This window comes from Methylobacterium sp. UNCCL125 (genome assembly GCF_900116795.1).
GTDB classification, from domain to species: Bacteria; Pseudomonadota; Alphaproteobacteria; order Rhizobiales; family Beijerinckiaceae; genus Methylobacterium; species Methylobacterium fujisawaense.
In genome coordinates, this window is record NZ_FPBW01000031.1 from 12,032 (window position 1) to 32,210 (window position 20,179).

18 protein-coding genes are annotated in these 20,179 nt (G+C 66.3%); 10 read left to right on the forward strand and 8 right to left on the reverse strand.

The features are described from left to right. Positions 1 to 12 precede the first annotated feature (12 nt). A complete protein-coding gene (locus BM396_RS25780) occupies positions 13 to 1,695 on the reverse strand; it encodes a bifunctional protein tyrosine phosphatase family protein/NAD(P)/FAD-dependent oxidoreductase (RefSeq protein ID WP_043385883.1) in 1,683 nt (560 codons plus the stop codon). Positions 1,696 to 1,910: 215 nt separating this feature from the next. On the opposite strand from BM396_RS25780, the gene BM396_RS25785 reads away from it, so the two are divergent. Both BM396_RS25785 and BM396_RS25790 read left to right on the forward strand, forming a co-directional pair. Then, positions 1,911 to 2,696 (forward strand): sulfite exporter TauE/SafE family protein, encoded by a 786-nt coding sequence (locus tag BM396_RS25785; protein WP_043385822.1) that lies wholly within the window; start codon positions 1,911 to 1,913, stop codon positions 2,694 to 2,696. Positions 2,697 to 2,836: 140 nt separating this feature from the next. After that, the gene (locus BM396_RS25790; protein ID WP_043385820.1) at positions 2,837 to 3,721 is read left to right on the forward strand and encodes an MBL fold metallo-hydrolase; all 885 of its coding nucleotides are present in this window, start codon (positions 2,837 to 2,839) and stop codon (positions 3,719 to 3,721) included. Between the two features lie 88 nt (positions 3,722 to 3,809). On the opposite strand, the gene BM396_RS25795 is transcribed toward BM396_RS25790, so the two are convergent. Then, positions 3,810 to 4,610 carry a pentapeptide repeat-containing protein gene (locus BM396_RS25795; protein ID WP_043385817.1) on the reverse strand — a complete coding sequence of 267 codons (801 nt, stop codon included), beginning with the start codon at positions 4,608 to 4,610 and terminating at the stop codon, positions 3,810 to 3,812. 185 nt (positions 4,611 to 4,795) lie between these two features. Between BM396_RS25795 and BM396_RS25800 the strand changes: the two genes are divergently transcribed. Further along, positions 4,796 to 5,470 carry a Crp/Fnr family transcriptional regulator gene (locus tag BM396_RS25800; protein ID WP_043350376.1) on the forward strand — a complete coding sequence of 225 codons (675 nt, stop codon included), beginning with the start codon at positions 4,796 to 4,798 and terminating at the stop codon, positions 5,468 to 5,470. A 312-nt stretch (positions 5,471 to 5,782) separates the two neighbouring features. Beyond that, positions 5,783 to 6,058: a hypothetical protein gene (locus BM396_RS32315; RefSeq protein WP_139239543.1), complete on the forward strand. Its 276-nt coding sequence runs from the start codon at positions 5,783 to 5,785 to the stop codon at positions 6,056 to 6,058. 339 nt (positions 6,059 to 6,397) lie between these two features. Here the strand turns inward: BM396_RS32315 and BM396_RS32320 are convergent, their stop codons facing one another. After that, positions 6,398 to 6,787 (reverse strand): hypothetical protein, encoded by a 390-nt coding sequence (locus BM396_RS32320; RefSeq protein ID WP_139231656.1) that lies wholly within the window; start codon positions 6,785 to 6,787, stop codon positions 6,398 to 6,400. Between the two features lie 611 nt (positions 6,788 to 7,398). Here BM396_RS32320 and BM396_RS25810 point away from each other — a divergent pair. The 4 genes from BM396_RS25810 to ppk2 all read left to right on the forward strand — a co-directional run bounded on the left by BM396_RS25810 (position 7,399) and on the right by ppk2 (position 13,421). Beyond that, positions 7,399 to 8,013, forward strand: a complete 615-nt coding sequence (locus tag BM396_RS25810; RefSeq protein WP_081948726.1) for a hypothetical protein — start codon at positions 7,399 to 7,401, stop codon at positions 8,011 to 8,013. A 216-nt stretch (positions 8,014 to 8,229) separates the two neighbouring features. Further along, positions 8,230 to 9,348 (forward strand): efflux RND transporter periplasmic adaptor subunit, encoded by a 1,119-nt coding sequence (locus BM396_RS25815; RefSeq protein ID WP_043385813.1) that lies wholly within the window; start codon positions 8,230 to 8,232, stop codon positions 9,346 to 9,348. A 4-nt stretch (positions 9,349 to 9,352) separates the two neighbouring features. Further along, on the forward strand, positions 9,353 to 12,535 hold the full coding sequence (locus BM396_RS25820; RefSeq protein WP_043385810.1) for an efflux RND transporter permease subunit: 3,183 nt from the start codon (positions 9,353 to 9,355) through the stop codon (positions 12,533 to 12,535). Positions 12,536 to 12,638: 103 nt separating this feature from the next. Continuing rightward, a complete protein-coding gene (ppk2, locus tag BM396_RS25825) occupies positions 12,639 to 13,421 on the forward strand; it encodes a polyphosphate kinase 2 (protein ID WP_051976182.1) in 783 nt (260 codons plus the stop codon). A 334-nt stretch (positions 13,422 to 13,755) separates the two neighbouring features. On the opposite strand, the gene BM396_RS25830 is transcribed toward ppk2, so the two are convergent. From BM396_RS25830 to BM396_RS25845, 4 genes are all read right to left on the reverse strand, one after another. Beyond that, entirely contained in the window at positions 13,756 to 14,259 is a 504-nt protein-coding gene (locus BM396_RS25830) for a hypothetical protein (protein WP_043385805.1), read from the reverse strand. A gap of 16 nt (positions 14,260 to 14,275) precedes the next feature. After that, on the reverse strand, positions 14,276 to 15,493 hold the full coding sequence (locus BM396_RS25835) for an acetate/propionate family kinase (RefSeq protein WP_043385802.1): 1,218 nt from the start codon (positions 15,491 to 15,493) through the stop codon (positions 14,276 to 14,278). Positions 15,494 to 15,496: 3 nt separating this feature from the next. Then, positions 15,497 to 15,676 carry a hypothetical protein gene (locus BM396_RS25840; protein ID WP_043350350.1) on the reverse strand — a complete coding sequence of 60 codons (180 nt, stop codon included), beginning with the start codon at positions 15,674 to 15,676 and terminating at the stop codon, positions 15,497 to 15,499. A gap of 109 nt (positions 15,677 to 15,785) precedes the next feature. Continuing rightward, positions 15,786 to 17,105, reverse strand: a complete 1,320-nt coding sequence (locus tag BM396_RS25845) for a cation:proton antiporter domain-containing protein (RefSeq protein ID WP_081948725.1) — start codon at positions 17,103 to 17,105, stop codon at positions 15,786 to 15,788. A 444-nt stretch (positions 17,106 to 17,549) separates the two neighbouring features. On the opposite strand from BM396_RS25845, the gene BM396_RS25850 reads away from it, so the two are divergent. Together BM396_RS25850 and BM396_RS25855 are read left to right on the forward strand one after the other, a co-directional pair. Further along, complete coding sequence (locus BM396_RS25850; protein WP_043385799.1) at positions 17,550 to 17,915, forward strand: hypothetical protein; 366 nt, start codon at positions 17,550 to 17,552, stop codon at positions 17,913 to 17,915. Positions 17,916 to 18,179: 264 nt separating this feature from the next. Then, on the forward strand, positions 18,180 to 18,413 hold the full coding sequence (locus BM396_RS25855) for a hypothetical protein (RefSeq protein ID WP_043385796.1): 234 nt from the start codon (positions 18,180 to 18,182) through the stop codon (positions 18,411 to 18,413). Between the two features lie 771 nt (positions 18,414 to 19,184). Here the strand turns inward: BM396_RS25855 and BM396_RS25860 are convergent. Then, positions 19,185 to 19,370, reverse strand: coding sequence for a hypothetical protein (locus BM396_RS25860; protein WP_091995024.1), 186 nt, complete (start codon positions 19,368 to 19,370; stop codon positions 19,185 to 19,187). Positions 19,371 to 20,179 lie beyond the last annotated feature (809 nt).

The following is a 20,179-nucleotide window of genomic DNA, read 5'->3' on the forward strand; positions in this document are numbered from 1 at the left end:
CGGCCTCCCCGATCAGGCGGTCCGTTCGGCTCGCTGCGGTTTCGCCATCCACTCTCGGCCCTTCAGCATAGCCTTCCAGTACAGCGGGGGCAGCATCCGTTCCTTGAGCAGCCACGCCACGCGGCTCGGCTTCGTGCCGTCGATCAGCCAAGCCGGGAAGCTCGGCATCAGCGTTCCGCCATATCCGAATTCCGCGAGCAGAATCTTACCGCGCTCAACCGTCAGGGGGCACGACCCGTAGCCGTCGTAGGCGACCTCGGCCCCGCGCAGATGCCCCATCTCGACGAGGAGATTGTGGGCTACGACCGGGGCCTGTTTGCGCGCGGCGGCGGCCGTCTTGGCATTGGAAGCGCCGATCGCATCGCCCAAGGCGTAGATCGCGGGAAAGCGCGCGTGGCGCAGGCTCGCGGGATCAACGGCGATCCAGCCGGCCGCGTCGGCGAGCGGGGACGCACGAATGAAATCGGGCGCCTGTTGCGGCGGCACGACGTGGATCATGTCGAAATCGGTCTCGATCGTCTCGCAGATGCCGATCTCGGTCTGGCGGGAGAACCACGCGCGCTTGGCGGGGCCGTCGATCCGCGTCAGCGTATGGCGAAAGTTCAGGCGCGCATCGTAACGATTCACATAAGTCATCAATGCGGGGACATAATCCTCGACGCCGAACAGCGCCGGACTGACCGTGTAGAATTCGACGTCGATATCTTTGAGCCGGCCCTGGCGTAGCCAGTGATCGGCCGAGAGATACATCGCCTTCTGCGGGGCGCCGGCGCATTTGATCGGCATGGGCGGCTGCGTGAACAGGGCGCGGCCGGCGCGCAGGGTCTGTACGAGTTCCCAGGTGTAGGGCGCCAGATCGTAGCGGTAATTGGAGGTGACGCCGTTCCGCCCGAGGGTTTCGGTCAACCCCGCGACACCGGCCCAATCGAGCGTCAGACCGGGCGCGACGACGAGTCGATCGTAGCGCACAGTTTGGTGCCCCTCCAGGATCACGGTGTTCCGATCCGGCTCGAAGGCAGCCACAGCGTCCTTGATCCAGCATACGCCTGTGGGAATCAGCGAGGCCATGGTCCTGGCTGTGACGGCGGGCGAAAAGATTCCGCCGCCGACCATGGTCCAGCCTGGCTGGTAATAGTGCACATCGGCGGGCTCGATCAGCGCGATGTCGAGATCGGGCTTGCGCGCCTTGAGACTGGCCGCCACGGCGATGCCGCCGGCCCCACCGCCGATGACGACCACGCTGTGGAACAGATCGGCCGATGCCTTCCGGATTCGGCCGCCCGCGGCGATGCGCCCGACAACGCCGGACAAGTCGTAGCCGGCTGCCTTCGCCGTTGACAGGATCTCCGGCAGAGGACGGCCGCGGGCCGCCTCGTCGAACGACCACAGCGTCGCCGAACGCATTCCCGTGCGGCAATAGGCGAGGAGAGGCTTGGGCAACGCCGCGCGCGCGACGCCGAATGCCGCCGCGTTCTCGTCGGAGACCTCGCCGGACACGACGGGCAGATCGTGGGCCTCGAGCCCCGCGGCGTGAGCAGCGGCCTCGATCTCCGCGAAATTCGGCTGATCCACGCCCTCTCCGTCCGGGCGATTGCAGATTACGGCCCGGAAGCCGGCCTGCGCGATATGCACGAGATCGGCAGGAAAGATCTGCCCCGCGACCGACAGATCCGGCGTCAGGCGCTTTGATTCCATCGTCGCATCCATCATTCTATATTATACTTATACGATAGGCTGAATCGATAAGATCACATATTGACAGCAGCGGCAACAGATCGTCATATGCGCGGAGAGACTAGGGCTCGGGCCTATCGATATATTCTTATGTTAAATGAACGACGGCTCAGGGCGTGTCCTGCCCTGCCGCCCGCCAGATGTCGGTCTAGCGGAAGATCGGAGAGACACTGCCGATGAGCGCCCTTCCTGCTGTTCTTTCCGGCGCAGGGGTCGGATTTACGCTCGGGCTGATCGGCGGCGGCGGCTCGATCCTGGCAACGCCGCTGCTGCTTTACGTGGTGGGCATTGCCCAACCGCACCTCGCCATCGGGACAGGAGCGCTCGCGGTCGCAGCCAACGCGTTCCTGACGCTCATCGGGCACACCAGGGCCGGCAACGTGCGCTGGCGCTGCGCCCTTGTCTTCGCCCTCGTCGGTATCCTGGGCGCCCTCGTCGGGTCATCCCTGGGCAAGGTCGTGGACGGACAGCGCCTGCTGTTCCTCTTTGCGCTTCTGATGGTGATCGTCGGCATCCACATGCTGCGGGGCCGGACACGACAGGGGGGCTCGGCCGAGCCGGTCGGCTGCGGCCCGACACCGAGCGGAAGAGTGGTGGCCGTCGCCTTTGCGGTCGGCATGCTATCGGGATTCTTCGGGATCGGAGGCGGGTTTCTGATCGTGCCGGGCCTCGTCTTCGCGACCGGCATGCCCCTCATCACAGCGGTCGGCACCTCGCTGCTCGCGGTCGGCGCCTTCGGCCTCGCGACCGCGCTGAATTACGCCCTGTCGGGCCTGGTCGATTGGGCGGTCGCGGGCGAGTTCATAGCCGGTGGCCTTGCCGGCGGCGTCCTCGGCATGCGCCTTGCCAACCGACTCGCCGGCTACAAGGGCGCGCTGAATACAGTCTTTGCCACCGTGATCTTCGGCGTCGCCGGTTTCATGCTCTACCGCAATGGCAGTGCCTTGGCCGCAGCTCCGTGAGCGTTGCGGGCGCGGGACTTGCGCGGGGCCGGGCTGGCGGGCGCCAGCCCGGCCGCCACGTCCGCTGAGATCCGCATCTGCCGCAGCCAGATCCGCCACGCGTCAATCCCGGAACGCCCGACGCCGACAGGAGAGATCACATGACCGAACCCGTCATCCGCGCCTTCTTCGATGAGCCCACCAATACGGTGAGCTACATCGTGGCCGATCCCGAGACCAAACAGGCCGCCTTCATCGATCCCGTGCTCGACTACGACCACAATGGCGGCAGCGTCGACACGCGCTCCGTCACGGCGATGCTGAAGGCGGCCGAGGAGGCGGGCTTCTCGGTGGTCTGGACGCTGGAGACCCACGCCCATGCCGATCATCTGTCCGGCTCTCCCTTTGTGAAGGCGAAGACCGGCGCGCGGATCGGCATCGGCGAGCACATCAAGGACGTGCAGAAAATCTTCCGTCCGGTCTTCAATGCCACGGACCTGAAAACCGATGGCAGCGATTTCGATTGCCTCTTTGCCGACGGGGAAACCTTCCACATCGGCAATCTCGCCGTCGATGTTCTCTACACGCCCGGCCACACGCCGGCCGATATCTGCTATCGCATCGGCAGCCATATCTTCGTCGGCGACACGCTGTTCATGCCCGATTTCGGCACCGCGCGTGCGGATTTCCCCGGCGGCGACGTACACGCCCTCTACCGCTCGATCCGCAAGCTCCTCGCGCTGCCACCGGAGACGGTCTTGCATCTGTGCCACGACTACAAGGCACCCGGGCGCGACGTGTACGCCTGGGAGACCACGGTGGGCGAGCAGCGCGCACGCAATGTCCACGTGAAGGAGGGCGTGACCGAGGCGGAGTTCACCGCGATGCGAACCGCCCGCGACGCCACGCTTGCGGCGCCGCGCCTGCTGCTGCCGTCGATCCAAGTGAACATCCGCGCCGGCAAGTTCCCCCCGGCGGAGGCGAACGGCGTCCGCTACCTGACCATCCCGGTCAAGCTGAAGGGCGGGGCCGAGGCCGGGCTGTAACGGCACGCCGGGCTCGTGAGCCCGGACGGCCAACGGCCTCCGATGTCGCGATCCACGGAGCCGGCCGGAGCGGCCGCCGATCGGAGCTTCACGGAGAAACCCGGGTGACGGCGCGGTCGGCATTCACGCGTTGGGCCCAGCCTTTGGCGCTGGCCTCGCCCTTGAGGTCGATCAGTTTGGCGCCGCTGACATCGACGTTCTTGAAGTCCGCGCCGGCGACCGTGGCACCGGTCAGGTTCGCACCGGACAGGTCCGAGCCCATCAGCACCACGTCGGTCAGGTCGGCATCCTTGAGGTCGGCATATTCCAGGCGCGACCGGCCCAGGTCGGCCCCTTTGAGATTCGCCCCCGAGAGGTTCACCGAAGTGAACACCGCCCGCATCAGGCCCATGGACTGGTTCCTGATGTCGGCACCGCCTTTGAGGTCAACCAGCGTCGCACCGCTCATATTGGCGCCTTTGAAGTCGCCGATCGGCGTGGATCGGCTGAGATCGGCGCCGCTCAGGTTGGCATCCCGGGCGGTGATGCCGAACATCCTCGCGTCGGCGAGTTTCGCGCCGAAGAGATCGGCTTTCAGGAACCACGCCTGTTCGAGGTTCGCCCCGCTGAGATCCGCCCCGCGGAGATTGGTGCCGTTCAGGCGCGCCGTCCGCAGGTTGGCGCCCCGGAGGTCCAGCCCGGACAGGTCGAGGCCCGACAACGCCTTGTCGTGCAGGTCGAGGGGCTTGCCGTCCGAGGCCCTGATCATCGCCTCGATGTCGGCGCGGCCCATCTCGGCCTTCGTCATCGCGGGGGAGGCCATGTCGGCTCCGAGCAGCAGATCCTGTTCGGCCGCGGCAGGGCCGGCGGCAAGGGCAGCGATCATGAAGCTGAAGGCGAGACGGCGCATCGGTTCACTCCCGGCAGACGCCACGCAACGCTGGCGTCCATATCGTGTTCAGTGTGCCGCAATGCTATCCCGAGCCGCCGCGCCCGGTCGGTGACCCCGGTCACACAAGTCCGACGTGGCGGGAGAAACACGCACCACGTGCCGGACGATCAGCCCGTCGTCACGGCCGGAGAACGACGCCAGCCATGACGGACGCGCAGAAGCTCGAGCGCTGGATCGCGCGCTTTCCTCCGATTCAGGCGCTCAGTTCCGCGCATCTTCAGATCGCGCGGGGCACCGTGCAATTCCCGGTGCTCGAGGCCGGCGCGACGGCCTACGAACTCCATGGCGAGTGCGCCCACTACCTGATGTGTCTCGAAGGACGGACGCGTATCTTTCGCATGTCGGAGAGCGGGCGTGAGGTTCTGATCTACAAGGTCGGGCCGGGCGGCACCTGTGCGCTGACAACGCAGTGCCTCCTGTCCGGCGGCACTTTCCCGGCCCAGAGCGTGGCCGAGGAGAGAACCGAACTCGCAGCCCTTCCGGTTGGCACATTCCAACACCTGATGGGTGAAAGCGCAGCCTTCCGCAGCTTTGTTCTCGGCGACTACACCCGGCTGATGACCGGCCTGTTCACGCTGATCGACGAGGTCGCGTTCTCGCCGCTCAAACAGCGGCTGGCCCAGCGGCTTCTGTCCGAAGCCGGTCCGCAGGGCGTGGCCGCGGTAACCCACCAGAAGCTCGCGGACGACATCGGCAGCGTGCGCGAGGTGGTGAGCCGCATCCTGGCCCAATGGGCCGAGGCCGGTCTGATCGCGTTGCGACGGGGTGCCGTCGAGATCGTCGACCGAACCAGCTTGGCAGCGGCCGGCCGGCGGTGACCTGCCGGGCCATTCGGATCAGCCTGGCAGTCGGGCCCTGCGGGACGGACCGGCCGCTTCCAGTCCCATCCGATGACTTCCTCGCGCTGGCCCGGCACGGGATGTGACCGTCACGTGCCAACGCGTGGCGGGGCCTCGTATCGGCCAGTGCGATCATTGGCGCAGGTTGAACGTCGCACGCGCCTTGATCGCGACGGGCGGGACCGAGAAAAGGTGGATTGAAGACTTTATAATCGTCGCGACAGCTTGGCCCTGCTCGCATGTCTGCAAGCCCTGGGCGCGCACCGCCTCGTGGAACCGGATAAACACCTCTTGAGTATGCTCGTCCGTCCTGATAATATTTTAATGAAATCGCTTCGAACGGTGAAGCGTAAGGAAAAAATACTTTTGGAGGCGGATATGATTGTATTCGCTGGTATTTTTTCAGCCATGGCAGGCTTCGGCCTACTGCTGGGCCTCGGCGCGATCGAGTATCCTGTGGCGCCCCATATCAGCAGCTATGGCTGGGCCCTCTTCGTGAATGCAGCGGCGATATGTGGTTTGCTGCTGTTCAATCTCTATCATCGTCACAGTCAGCGCTTGCACTGATCCTGTGAGAGACACCCGAATTCGGGTCGCCGGACGAAGCTTGACCTTTGTCTCGCGACGGGCGGGCGTCACAATGCGATCGAACCGGCGCGCCGATCCGGGATCGCTATCGGCCACCCTTGGCCCAGGGCGGAGAGCGGCTTCCCGTCTCGAAGACCGGGCATCCGGCAAGGTCGGGCGGCCGAACGATCCCGTCGGTCGGGCCCCTGTTCCGGCTCGCGCCCTCGTCGCGCTGGAAATGGCTTGGTGGCCCCATCCCCGGGAGTTTCGACGGCGCGCCGCCCGACTTGACCCGTCAGGGAAGTTCCAGGCGCCGCGGATCTAGGCAGGTCCCTCCTTTCACCGACGGAGGACCTGTACGACCTGACGCGAATCCAGGTCGACGATGACCGCGCGATCATCGGGAGAGATGTAATAGCCGTAGTAGCCGACCGGGTTCAGGCCGGGCATCGCGACGTTCTGGAACGATCCGAGTTCCAGCCATCCCGGAATTTGACTGCCCCGGCCGACGCGCACACCGCTCGGATCGCTATAGCGCGGTCCCGTGTCGAAAAGCGTTTGGATCGTGCCGGGTTCGTTGCCGAACATGAGGACACCTTGCTGGGCCAGACGCGGATTGACCCTGACGATGAGCGGTTGGGCAGATGCCGGAAAGCAGGCGAAGCAGCTTACGGCCGCAAGCATGGCCCCGGACAAGGCCGACAGCGCAGGTGACCGACGAGCAATCATGACGCCCTCCGAAGCCTTGCAGCAAATGCCACGATCAGTACGAATGTTTACATAGAGAAAAGCCGAATTTGATGCTTGATGATTTGGGACAATCTTGATGTTTTGGTGTCGGCGCTCCCCAGGTAGCGCCCGGATGTTGCGGGGGCAAGACCGGTCCGCGGCGCCGTTCCGACAGGTTCAACGCACCCGTCAGACCCCGGCAACGCCTTGCCGAGCGGCGCTGCCGAACGCCGGGATGGCGCGGTCGAACCACATCGGCCGGCATACGATCGCGATCGGAGCCGGAAAGCAGACACGCCATGAATCGGGTGCTCCCTCGAATTCACGACGTCTCACCCGATCAAGCCGCCCACGCGAATGTCTGCAATCCTGAACAGGCTCGCGCTGCGTCAAATCCAACATGGGGCTTAGCCAATACCGCGGAGCGGCCAGACAGGAACCCTGTCGAAAATTGTCCGGCGGCTGTCGCATCCAGCCGCGCGTCCGTTCCGCGTCAGGCATAGATCGAGACGCGAGCCATCGGACGGGCTTCACCGTGAAACACCTTGAAAGGACGACACATCGCCCGAAGGCGCCGACAATAGCCTGACGCTCGGTCGCTGGATCGAACCATGATCACTTCACACCCTCGCATTTCGGAAGGCGATGCCGACGGATCAAATCATCCGAAATCCAACCGCCGCAATCGAATGAAAGGCATCGGAACAAGAATTTTAGCAGAACTAAAGAGTTTTATCGGTATATTTGTTTATTTATGGGTCATATTTGGCATTCTGATCCTGCACGAGCATGCCGTCCTGTCGCGTCACGGCATCGTCTATAGATTTTATGGGCTGGCCTTCCTCAATGCGTGGATCTTGGCGAAGATCATGCTGATTGCCGAGCATTTCGACACCCGGACAGCCGTTCGGAGCGGTCCACTGCTCTATCCGATCCTGACCCGGTCCGGCCTCTTCGCGTTGCTGATGGTCTGTTTCTACGCGCTTGAGGATATGGCAATCGGGCTCTGGCGGGGAAAGACGCTGGTCGATAGCGTGCCGATGATCGGCGGCGGGGGCGTCCTCGGCTGGGCGTCCGTCGTCCTGATCATGACCGTCGCCCTGATCCCATATTTCACGTTTCGAGAGCTTGGCCGCGTGCTCGGCCCTGGGCGGTTGCAGGCGCTCTTGTTTCGCGACGGGAGTCACCCGGACCTGCCGGATCAGGACAAGGCCGGACGGGGCTAAAGCGCCGGATGTCGCAGCAGCCGTCACGCGGCCAGCGCGCACGACCACGCTCACCCTGGCACGGGGCGTTTCATGCGGGAGCGTCGGTCACGGACCGAAACGCGCTGGGGGAGGCCGCAGCTTCGGCTCGGACGCGTCCTGCTCGATCAAGCGATCCCGCGGAAAGCTGCCAGAATACCACCCCGCAGCCGTGAGACGGTGCGGCAAGGCTTTGCGATGGTCCGCGTCCCCCTTCTCGTGCTGGTTGCCCTGCTGATCACCGGTCCCGGCCCCTCGGCGCGTGGCGAGGGAGAGCCCCCTGCCGCGCTGGCGGTCGGAACGGTGACGGCGCAGCGCAAGGCCTTGGACAGGGCGCTGGACTTCGTCGGCCGGGTCGAGGCGGTGGGGCGCGTCGAGGTGCGCGCCCGCGTGACCGGCTATCTCGAGGCGGTCCTGTTCAAGGAGGGCGATCCGGTGAAGGCAGGGGCCCCTCTGTACCGGATCGAGCGCGATCTGTTCGTAGCCGCCGTCAGGCAAGCCGAAGGCGCCCTGGAGCGCGGCAGGGCGGCGCAGGCTCTGGCCGCCATCCAACTGCAGAGGGCACAGGAGCTGCTCGACCGGAATTCGGGGACCGTCGTTGCCCGCGATCAAGCACGGGCCGCCCTCGATCAGGCGAAGGGCGCCGTGACGGGCGACGAGGCCAATCTCCAGACCGCCCGCATCAACCTCGGCTACACCGATATCACCGCCCCCATCGCCGGCCAGATCGGCCGAACGAGCGTGACGAAGGGCAACGTCGTCGGGCCCGACAGCGGCGTGCTGACCACGATCGTCAGCCAGGACCCGATCTACGTCACCTTCCCGGTGAGCCAGCGCGAGTTCCTGCGCTACCAGCAGGGCGCGAAAAGCCCCGACCGCAGCAAGGTCGGCATCCGGATCCGATTTCAGGACGGATCGGAATACGGTCAGGTGGGACGGGTCGATTTCGTCAACATCAGCGTCGACCGCACGACCGACACGGTCCTGGTGCGCGCCGTCATGCCGAACCCGGCGGGCGTGCTGCGCGACGGGCAGCTGGTCCAGGTCGCCCTTCAGATTGGGGAGCCCGAGCAGAAGATCGTCGTCCCGCAAGCGGCGCTCATCGCCGACCAGGGCGGGGTCTACGTCTTCGTCGTCGAGGATGGGCGGGCCGTGACCCGGCGCGTCAAACTCGGTTCCGCCGGTACCGGCCCGGATGCCGTCATCGACGAGGGCCTGTCGGCCGGGGAGCTCGTCATCGTCGACGGCCTGCAGCGGGTGCGGCCCGGAATCACCGTGCAGGCGAACCCGATCGCCCAGTCGGCCGGCAGGATCTGACGCCATGGTCTCGGCGATCTTCGTCGACCGGCCGCGCCTCTCGGTGGTGATCGCGATCGTCACGTCGATCGCCGGAGCGCTGGCGCTGTTCACCATCCCGGTGGCGCAATACCCCGACATCGTGCCACCCCAGGTCTCGGTGACGACGACCTATCCCGGCGCCTCCGCCGAGGTGGTGGAATCGACCGTCGCACAGCCCATCGAGTCTCAGGTCGTGGGCGTCGACAAGATGATCTACATGAAGAGCGTCAGCGGCAACGACGGCAGCTACACGCTCACCGGGTCCTTCGAACTCGGCACCGATCCGGACATCAACGCCGTCAACGTCAACAACCGGGTTCAGATCGCCTTGGCCAAGTTGCCCGAGGACGTCCGCAAGCAGGGCGTCACGGTCAAGAAGAAATCTTCCGCGCTGCTGGGCGTGCTGGCGGTCTACTCGCCCAAGGGCATGCAGGACCCGCTCTTCATCTCGAATTACGTGACGATCAACCTGCTCGACCGCATCAAGAGCACGCCCGGCGTCGGCGACGCGACCCTGTGGGGGCCGCAGGATTACGCGATGCGGGCCTGGGTGCGGACCGACCAGCTCACCGGTCTCAACCTGACCACGGGCGATGTCATCGCAGCGATCCGCACGCAGAACGTGCAGGCTCCCGTGGGCCGGATCGGCGCACGCCCGATTTCGGACGAGCAGCAGCTCCAGCTCAGCATCCAGACGCAGGGGCGCCTGAACTCCGCGGAGCAGTTCCGCAACGTCATCCTGCGCACGAATCCGGACGGGTCCGTGCTGCGGCTCGGGGACGTCGCCCGCATCGAGCTCGGCGCCGCCAATCTCGACCGCGAGACACGGCTGAACGGGAGCCCCGCCACGGTGGTGGCGATCTACCAGTCCCCCGGCGCGAACGCCCTCGCGACCCTGAAGGAAGTCCAGGCCCGGGTCGGCGCGCTGGCCAAGTCCTTCCCCGAGGGGCTCGCCTGGAAGGTCACCTACGACCCGACCACCTTCATCACCGAGACGGTGCGCGAGGTCCGCAAGACCCTGATCGAAGCCTTCGTGCTCGTCGTCGTGGTGGTGTTCCTGTTCCTCGGCAGCCTGCGCGCGACGCTCATCCCGACGCTCGCCGTGCCGGTGAGCCTGATCGGGACCTTCATCGCCCTGAAGGCGGTGGGCTACTCGGCGAACTCCGTCTCGCTCCTCGCCCTGGTGCTGGCCATCGGCATCGTCGTCGACGACGCCATCGTGGTCGTCGAGAACGTCGAGCGCGTGATGGAGGAGCATCCCGATCTCTCCCCGCGGGAGGCCACCAAGCGGGCGATGGCCGAGATCACGGCGCCGATCATCGCCATCACCCTGGTGCTGCTCTCGGTCTTCGTGCCGGTCGCCTTCGTCCCCGGCATCTCCGGCGAGCTCTTCCGACAATTCGCGGTCGCCGTCGCGGTCGCGATGCTGATCTCGGCCGTCAACGCGCTGACCCTGTCGCCGGCTTTGTGCGGCGTGCTTCTGCGGCCGCATCAGGGTCCCCGCCGCGGGATCATGGGCGTCGTCATGCGGGCGATCGACCGGGTGCGCGACGGCTACGGTGCCGTGGTGGCGCGGATCGTGCGCTTCTCGGTGATCGGGCTCGTACTCGCCGGCGCGGCCGCCTACGGCGCGCTGCAGCTGGCCAAGATGACGCCCACCGGCTTTCTGCCCGAGGACGATCAAGGCGCCTTCTTCGTCGTGGTGCAGCTGCCCGAGGGCGCCGCGGTGGGACGCACCGCCGAGGTGGTGGCGCATGCCGAGGCGATCCTGCGGCAGGAGCACGTGGTCGCCGACACGACATCGGTGATCGGCCTCAACTTCATCGACAACTATTCGCAGGGCAACGCGGCCTTCCTGGTCGTGACCCTCAAGCCGTTCGAGGAACGCACCGGAGCCGCGGACGGGGCGGCGGCCGTGATCGCCCGGCTCGGCCGTCAGTTCCGAGACATCCCGGGCGGGACCGTGGTGCCCCTGGCGCCGCCTCCCGTCATCGGCCTCGGCACCGGCGGCGGCTTCGCCTACGTCCTGGAGGACCTGCGCGGCGGCGATCCGAAGGACCTCGCCCAGGTCGTGCGCGGGCTGATCGTGGCGGCGAACGACGAGCCGAAGCTCAACCGCGTCTTCAGCACGTTCTCGGCCACGAACCCCTCGGTGTTTCTCGACATCGACCGCAACAAGGTCCAGATCCTCGGGGTGCCGCTGGAGAACGTGTTCCAGGCGCTGCAGGCCTCGCTGGGCGGCTATTACGTCAATGACATCAACCTGTTCGGCCGCACGTGGCAGGTGCAGGTCCAGGCCGAGGCCGCCGATCGCACGCGGATCGACGACATCTACCGCATCAACGTGCGCAACAAGGACGGCGAGATGGTGCCGCTGCGCTCCCTCGCGGAAGCGCGGATCGTGGTCGGACCACCGGCGCTGATCCGCTACAACAACCTGCGGGCGGTCACCGTGCAGGGCTCTCCGGCGCCGGGCATCTCGTCGGGCCAGGCGCTCGCCGCCATGGAGGCGGTCGCGGGCCGCACCTTGCCGGCGGGGTTCGCGGGCGAGTGGACCGACACGGCGTTCCAGGAGAAGCGGGCCGAGGGCAAGACCGCGATCATCCTCGGCTTCGCCGTCCTGTTCGCATTCCTGTTCCTGGTCGGCCTCTACGAGAGCTGGACGATCCCCGTCCCGGTGCTGCTGTCGGTCACCGTCGGGATCCTGGGCGCCTACGCGGCGATGGTGTGGGGCGGGCTCATCCTCGACCTCTACGCGCAGATCGGCATGGTGGTGCTGATCGGACTCGCAGCCAAGAACGGCATCCTGATCGTCGAGTTCGCCAAGGAGCAGCGCGATCGGGGCGTGCCGCTCCACGAGGCGGCGACCGAGGGCGCGCGCCTGCGTTTCCGGCCCGTGATGATGACCTCCTTCGCCTTCATCCTCGGCCTGTTTCCGCTGGTCATCGCCGCCGGCGCCTCGCAACTCGCGCGGCGCAACGTGGGGACGCCCGTGTTCGGCGGAATGATCGCCGCGTCCTTCATCGGGATCTTCGTGATCCCGCCCCTCTACGTGCTGTTCCAGAGCCTGCGTGAGCGGGCCTGGGGCCTTCTGGGCGGGAACGGGACGCGGCACGACGCGGCGGCGGAGCCGGCCGGAACGCAGGAGCACATGCCGGCCGAGTGACCGTGCGCGGTCGAGCCGGGCAGGATGAGGAGGCTGGGCGGTGACGGACGATGCGACGCGGGCACAGGAGCCCGAGACCGACGACGAAGCCACCGACGAGGGGCTGGCGCAGCCCAAGCTCAAGCGCAAGGCGTACGAGCGGGAACTCCGCGCGCTGCAGGTGCAGCTCTGCCATCTGCAGGACTGGGTCCGGAGATCCGGCGCGCGCATCGTCGTGGTCTTCGAGGGACGTGACGCTGCCGGCAAGGGCGGCACGATCAAGGCGCTCACCGAGCGGGTGAGCCCGCGGGTGTTTCGCGTGGCCGCGCTGCCGGCCCCCTCCGACCGGCAGAAGACCCAGATGTTCATTCAGCGCTACATCGAGCACTTCCCGGCGGCCGGCGAGATCGTGATCTTCGACCGGAGCTGGTACAACCGCGCGGGCGTCGAGCGCGTCATGGGGTTCTGCAGCGACGCTGAATATCGCCGCTTCCTCGATCTGTGCCCGCGGATCGAGCGCTTCATCGTGGGCGGCGGAACGCAGCTGATCAAGTTCTGGCTCGAAGTCGGCCGGAAGGAACAGAAGCGCCGCTTCCTGGCCCGGATCGATGACCCTCTCCGGCAGTGGAAGCTCAGTCCCATGGACCTCGAGTCCTACAGTCGCTGGTACGACTACTCGATCGCCCGGGACGAGATGTTGGCGGCGACCGATATCGATGAGGCGCCCTGGCATATCGTCCGCTCAGATGAGAAGCGGCGCGCCCGTCTCAACTGCATCGCCCATCTGCTGAGCCTGATCCCCTACAAGGAGGTGAAGCGCGAGGCCGTGGTCTTGCCGAAGCGCCTCAAGGACAAGGCCTACGACGACACTCTCACCAAGGGGCATTTCGTTCCGGAACTGCACTGAGGGGAGGCCGCGCGCCCGGACATCGACCCTTCAAAGCCCGAGCCCGGCCTTGAACTCTTCGAGCCGGGCGATCGAGACATCGAAACGGGCCCGCGTCGCCTCGTCACGCGTCGCATCCCGCTGCGTCTGGAGCTTCAGATTTCCGCGTCGATCTGGCCGCCGTTCAGCTCCTCGACGGAGAGAACCCGCGCGGCCAGGATCGTCACCCGCTTCGCCGTGACCTCAGCCAGCGCTCAGCAACGCGACGAGATCCGGGAGCGCAGGTCGTTCACCCGCTGAGGTGGCGGTCTGTGTCCGCTGCTCGGTCATGATCGCCATCCCGGGGCGTCCTGAATCACACGTGGAGTTTTACCCAGGTCAGGAAGAAACCAACATCGCCCGGCATGCCGTCGGGCCAGTCGACGATCATCGCCGACAAGCCATAGCCGAGGGGGCGCAGTCGCTCGCGCCAGAACTCGTATGCCTGCCGGGGCCGCCCGGTCAGGGTGTCGGGCCAGTCCGCCTCGGCATTGTTGATGGCTCGCCCGCTGTCGGTGCACATCGCGTTCGGAAAACGCATGACCAGCAACTCGTTCTTGCCCTGCTCGGCCGCGACCCGGAGCTTGTGCAGGAGAGGCCGCGTGATCTCCTGGACCTTCTCGGGCGTGAGCTCGATGGTCTTGGACAGAGTCTTGATCAGCTCGGCCCGCGCCTGGCTCGCTTGGTCCTCGGCCTTCAGCGCCTTCATGGCTTTGGCGGCCTTCAACTTGGCCGTGTAGGCACCGAGTTCGGCGGCCGACATGAAGGTCTCGTCGGCGAGTTCGAGATCGGCCGGCGACCTGGTTCTCACGGCGTCCATGGTAAGCTCCCGTTGTTCAAAGCGCCGGCTGCGGCCGGCTGCTCCTGGGCCGAGACAACACGGCGCGCGTGCCGCGCGCGATCATCAGTTCCTCGTCCGTCGGAATGACCCAGGCGGTCGGCCCGGGACCCCGGGTCACGCGGGGGCCGCCGGAGGCGTTGGCCGCGTCGTCGAGTTCGAATCCCGCCCAGGCGGCACCCCGCAGGACCTCCGCACGGGTGGCGGCGTCGTTCTCGCCGATGCCGGCCGTGAAGATGAGGGCGTCGATGCCGCCCAGTGCGGCGACGAGGGAGCCGAGTTCACGACCGATCCGGTAGACGAACAGGTCGATGGCTCGGCGGGCATCGGGCTCGCGCGCCGCGACGCGGCGCAGCGTGCGCATGTCGTTCGAGATCCCCGACACGCCAAGCAGGCCCGACTGCGTGTAGAGCATGCGCTCCGCCTCGTCCGGGCCGAGCTTCATCTCGCGGAGCATGTAGAACACAATGCCGGCATCGAGGCTGCCGCAGCGCGTCCCCATGGGCAGCCCGTCGAGGGCGGAGAAGCCCATCGTGGTGGCGACGCTGGCGCCGCGGTTCAGCGCACACAGGCTGGCGCCGTTGCCGAGATGGGCCACGACCACGCGTCCGGCCGCCAGGGCGGGATCATACTCCGCCAGCGCGGAGGCGATGTAGGCGTAGGACAGGCCGTGGAAGCCGTAGCGGCGCACGCCGCCCTCGATCATCGCGTGCGGCAGGGCGAAAAGCCGGGCGATCTCCGGTTGACCGACATGGAAGGCCGTGTCGAAGCAGGCGACCTGGGGCAGATCGGGGAAGCGCCGCCGGAAGATGCGGATCGGCTCGAGATTGTGCGGCTGGTGGAGGGGAGCCAGCGGCACGAGGCGCTCCAGGGCCTCCAGGACCTCCGCAGTCACGCGCACGGGCTCGCAATAGGTCATCCCGCCATGGACGATCCGGTGCCCGACGGCGACCAGCTCGAAGCCGCCACTGTGCGCGCGCATCCAGGCGGCCACGTGCAGGAGCGCGTCCTCGTGGCCGAACGCCCCGTCGCTGCCGAAGTCCTCGTCGGCCACCGTCGTGCCGGTCCGATCACGGATCCGCAGATGTGGCGCTTCACGGAGCCCCTCGAACAGGCCCCGGAAGATACGCTGCGGCTCTTCGCCATCGCCGAGGGTGAAGACTTGGAACTTGAGGCTCGACGAGCCCGCATTCAGGACGAGCAGGACCGGGGTCATCGGCTAGACCTCGGGCATCAGACGCGCCGCCCGCTGCCCGGCGACCAACAGGGAGGCCAGGGCGCAGGGATGGGCGACCGCCACCCGAAGCTCCGGCAGCGCCTGCGCGGCCGCGATCAGCCGATCGTCCTTCTCGTGGCGGCGCGTGTCAGACGATGGCCGTGCGGGAGCCAAAGTCGGCATCGTGAATTCTCCTGGCCGGAGAGACAGTACGCCGCTTCGCCAGCGCCCCCTTGAGCGAGATCAAGGATCAGGCGCCCTTGCTCGCCGAAGCGCACCGCAGTGTATGGCGTCAGCGGTCGCCCGCTTGATCGGCCGAGACAGCATGTGGCCCCTGTCGGCGCGCGACGCTCCGTTCAGGGGCCGTCTCAAGACCGGCCGAAGGAGGCTTGCCGGCTTGCCCCGGATCGGCGGCATTGGCGCGGCGCGCGAAGGCTGCGGTGAGCGCGTTCGCGGTCAAGCCGTGCGCGAGGATGCTGAGGATGATGGTGGCCGCGACGGTCGTCGTCAGGGCCTGACGTCCGGGAAGATCGGCCGCGAGCACGATGACGGCGAAGACCACGCTGGCGAGCCCTCTCGGACCGAACCAGCCGATGAACAGCTTGCCGTCCGTCTTCAGGCCCGTGCCCGTCAGAGCCAGCCAGACCGGAAGCATGCGGATCACGGTGAGGCTCAAGACCGCGTAGACGATGACCGCCCAGGTCAGCCGCTGCGGGACCTGCGCGATCACGACGGCCCCGAAGAGCACCCAGGTCGACAGGGCCAGGACGTCGCCGGCCCCCTCGGCCGCGCAGAGCAGCTCGTGCTTGACCACGCGGTGCCGCGCCATGCCACCGGCGACGAGGCCGCCGACGAAGGATGCAATGAAGCCGCTGCCGCCCAGAGCCTGCGCGGCCGCGAACGCCGTAAGCGCGAGCGCCACCGTGGGGAGTTGCCGCCAAGCCGAGTCGATCCAGCCGCGATTGCCGGCATAGCGCAGGGCCCCGACGCCCAGAACGGCCAACCCGCCGCCCACGACGAGGCCGACACCGATCTCCGTGCCGAAATTGTGGACCGCAAGATCCAGCGGGGGCCGCCCCGGATCGGATCCCGCGGCGAGCGTCAGGAAGATCAGAAGGACCGGGACGCAGATGCCGTCATTCAGGCCGCTCTCCACATTCAGCCCTTCGCGCACCGGGCCCGGGAGGTCCGGATTCGTGACCAATGCCTTTCCGAGGGCCGCATCCGTCGGCGCCAGGATCGTCGCGAGAAGGGCGCATTCGAGGAAGCCCAATTCCGGGAATAGAATGGTACCGACCAGGAAGCCGAACAGGATTGTAAGCGGCAATCCGATGAGCAGGAGACGTCCGGGGATCGCGTATGAGCGTCGCAGCACGCCGAGGTCGGCTTTGGCGGCATCCGTGAACAGTACGAGGGCCAGCGTGAACTCGGCCAACCGTTGAAGAAGATGGGCCTCGGCGTTCACCGTGATGATGCGCAACCCGGCCGGCCCTGCAGCGAAGCCGAAGGCGGCGAAGATCACGGCGCCGGCCAGTGGACTGCGCTCCAGCGGGACCGCCACGAGGCTGTAGGCGAAGACGAATGCGAACAGGACCGCGATGGTCTGGTACATCAACAAAACCGATGGAGCCGCCGTTGTCTTGCGGCGGTGACCGTTGTCGGATTACGGTTTTGACATTCCGGAAAGCGTATTTATCGGGGACATGATTTGATTTAGGTCAAGGCGCGAGAAAAATTGTTTCGCAATTTGGAAATGACAGCGCAGGAGCTGGACTTAAAAAATTTCGCGTGAAACACGATAATAAGTTTCTTTCATCAGCCTCATAAGCCAGTCGCGATCGATATTCCGGCTCCGCTTGAATCGTTTCATTTGGCAATGTGCCGCTTCGAGCGCGGTGCGGAAAAATTCGGATCGACCGCGTTTTCGACGGCGGGAGGACGGACACTCTGAGGTCAGCCCCCGCCGAGATGGCGGGAGGGCAGCCCGGATCGATCCGGATGCCTCACCGGGCCTGCGTCGGAACGCTGTCTGCCCGTAGCCAGGAAGGCGCGTCAGATGTCGCGACATCATACCGGCCGGATATGCCTGCTGGCTCTGATCGCGCTTGCGCGCACGGCAACCGCCCAGGAGCTTCGCTCGCCGCTCATGGACCGCGGAAATTCCGTGATCCAGGAAAACGCCGCGTCTCTGATGCCCACGCTGCGCGGGCGGCATCTCTATGCCGATCAGGGTGTGCGCGTCGGGCGCGTCCGCGAAGTCAGGGTCGGGCAGGACGGAACCACGCTCCTGGCGATCGTCGCCCGCCGGCGCTTGTTGGGAGGCGGAGAGATCGGCGTTCCTGTGTCCACTCTCAGCCAAGTCGGCCCTGTGCTGACCATGCAGGGTACGCGAGACACCATTCGGGCCATTCCACCGTTGTGAGACGGGGATGGATCAGTTCTCGATGCCCATCGGCGCGGCCCGCTCGACCGAGCGCGTGCAATCGATCTTCTGTCCGGCGAAAGCAGGGCGCGACTTCGGACGACAGGGAAGCGTAGCCCGTATGGGAGGCCCATGAGCCGAAGCACGCGGATCCGGCGGATCCTCCCGGCGGCCCGGGAGGCGAAAGTTCGATCGTTGCGCTGGATCAAAGACTGGGACGCCGGTGTTCCGCCAAAAGGGCAATCCTGAGGGAGGGCCCTGCCGATGCGAGAGCAACTGCGCGACGCCTACAACGTGTTTTGCCGCAAGCATAAGCCAGGCCTGTGCTGCGCCGTGCGCGAGGACCGTCCGGTTCCGAGCTTCCTCGACGCGGAGAGCTGGGCATTCGGCTACACGGTCCGCAGCAAGTCGGATGGGCCGGTCAGTTTCCAGTCCAAAGCGGCCCAGGAGGCGAATAGCCGCCTCGGCTTCTATCTTTTCCACGACGTCTGCGCCTGAGCCCTGCGGAGAATGGGCACAGCCCGGGGCGATGATCCGTACCGACACGGACTTGGCCGCACATCGAACATCGTCAGATGCCGGGCGCGCACAGGACCGGCACAACAAGAGCCGGCCATCACGCCCAAGCGGCTGAGCCCGATCGCCGAGCACGGACACAACGCCGTTCGGCATAATCCGCGATGACGCGCCGCTATAGAGGGGCGACCGAAGCGGCCCCGTCGACCCTGTATCGAAAGAGTGCCCCTCGGGGTTGCGCTTGAGCGTCGCACAAGCCTTGGCGGCAACGGCGCCGATCATGTCCCGTCTGCAGAGCCTTCAGAGCCCTGGCACGAGCCGGCTTTCCCACGCCCGCCTTCGTATTGAAGTCGGTCGCACCGTGATCGCCCGCACGCCCGCAACCAGCGCGCGACGGGTCGCGATCAGGCGGGGCGGTCGTGCGCAGGGATGCCGTTTGCTTCAGACGCAGCACCCCTCAATGCAGGCCCAATCGATAGCGCACCGACGAATTCCGATAACCCACGAACAGATCCCACCGAGGGTGGGACTTTTCCGCTGAAAATCTCGAGACACCACACCGTCTGCAAGATGTCCTGTCCAGTGCAACGCGCCCGCAGATCGCAGAGACGAGCATCGAGACCCAGACCATTCTGCGCCCACGGCTTGAGACCGGCCTGTCCGCGGCGTCTGCTCGAGCCCTGGCCGACCTGACGCGCGTCCAAACCGCAGCCTCTGCCAGCAGCCTGCTTTCTGCGCCACTGCGATCGCGATCTACGGGCCCGTCCCGTCACCAACCACAACGGTCAAGATCGGACCCGTCGAGACCTCCGTGAACGGCCGTTCGAGGCTGGCGAGGAGATCCGCGATGACATCGTCGAGTTCGGAGGCTGCGGTACCGTAGAGCTGAAAGGCGCACCGGTGCGCCGCACGCGCGGTGGGATCAGAGAGGTGGGCCATGGCGGCTGCCTCGGACCGGCCTTTCTGTCGAAGCGTCGCGGCAAGTTGGCGATACAGGGCCAAGACGTCGGCACCGACGCGGGCGGCTTTGGACTGCACGACGGCCTGATCGATATCGGCTGAAGGTGATGCAATTTTGCCTGTCACGGGCCCCTCCGATTATTGTATATGCAACCGATCCAAATATTCTCGCGCTGATCGGCACCGAATTTTATTCGTCGAGACTGCATCGATTGCATATCCCGAACCCGTCTGCACGCGTGCCGTCGATGGTTCGGACGAGCCGGCCGAGAGCCGTTCGAAGCCGGGCCGCTCTCTCCCGTATCAGGAGAGTCTTCTGTTAGACGATCGACGTGCAGGTCTTCGGCGCGAAGCGCCGCGATCTCTGCAACTGCGCCTGCAGGATGAGGCGCACATGCGCCGTGCCCGTGCCCGTGCACCCCGCGCGCTTCGCCGCCCCGGCCTCACCCTGGGCTGCGCTGGACGGACACGTCGACTTGCGCTGCCGCGGCGGAATGGCTGGATGCGGGCAGATACTCCGGAGGGGGCCTGTGTCGGCTCGGCGCCATGATCAAGGTTTCTCCTCGCGGCGGAAGAAGACGGGTCTCGTGCGAGAAGCTGGCCTGAGCGCCCTGCGGCGCAGATCGCTTGAACAGCCACGCCGGGTCGCAACTCGCAATCGCGGCATCCTTGATTGTGATACTACAGCTGAGCATTGATCTCTCTCAATATACTGCGCCGCCGCCCACCCGTCGGATTCAGACGAGCCGGCAGCATGCGCCCCGCGACATCGGCCGACCGACAGGCCG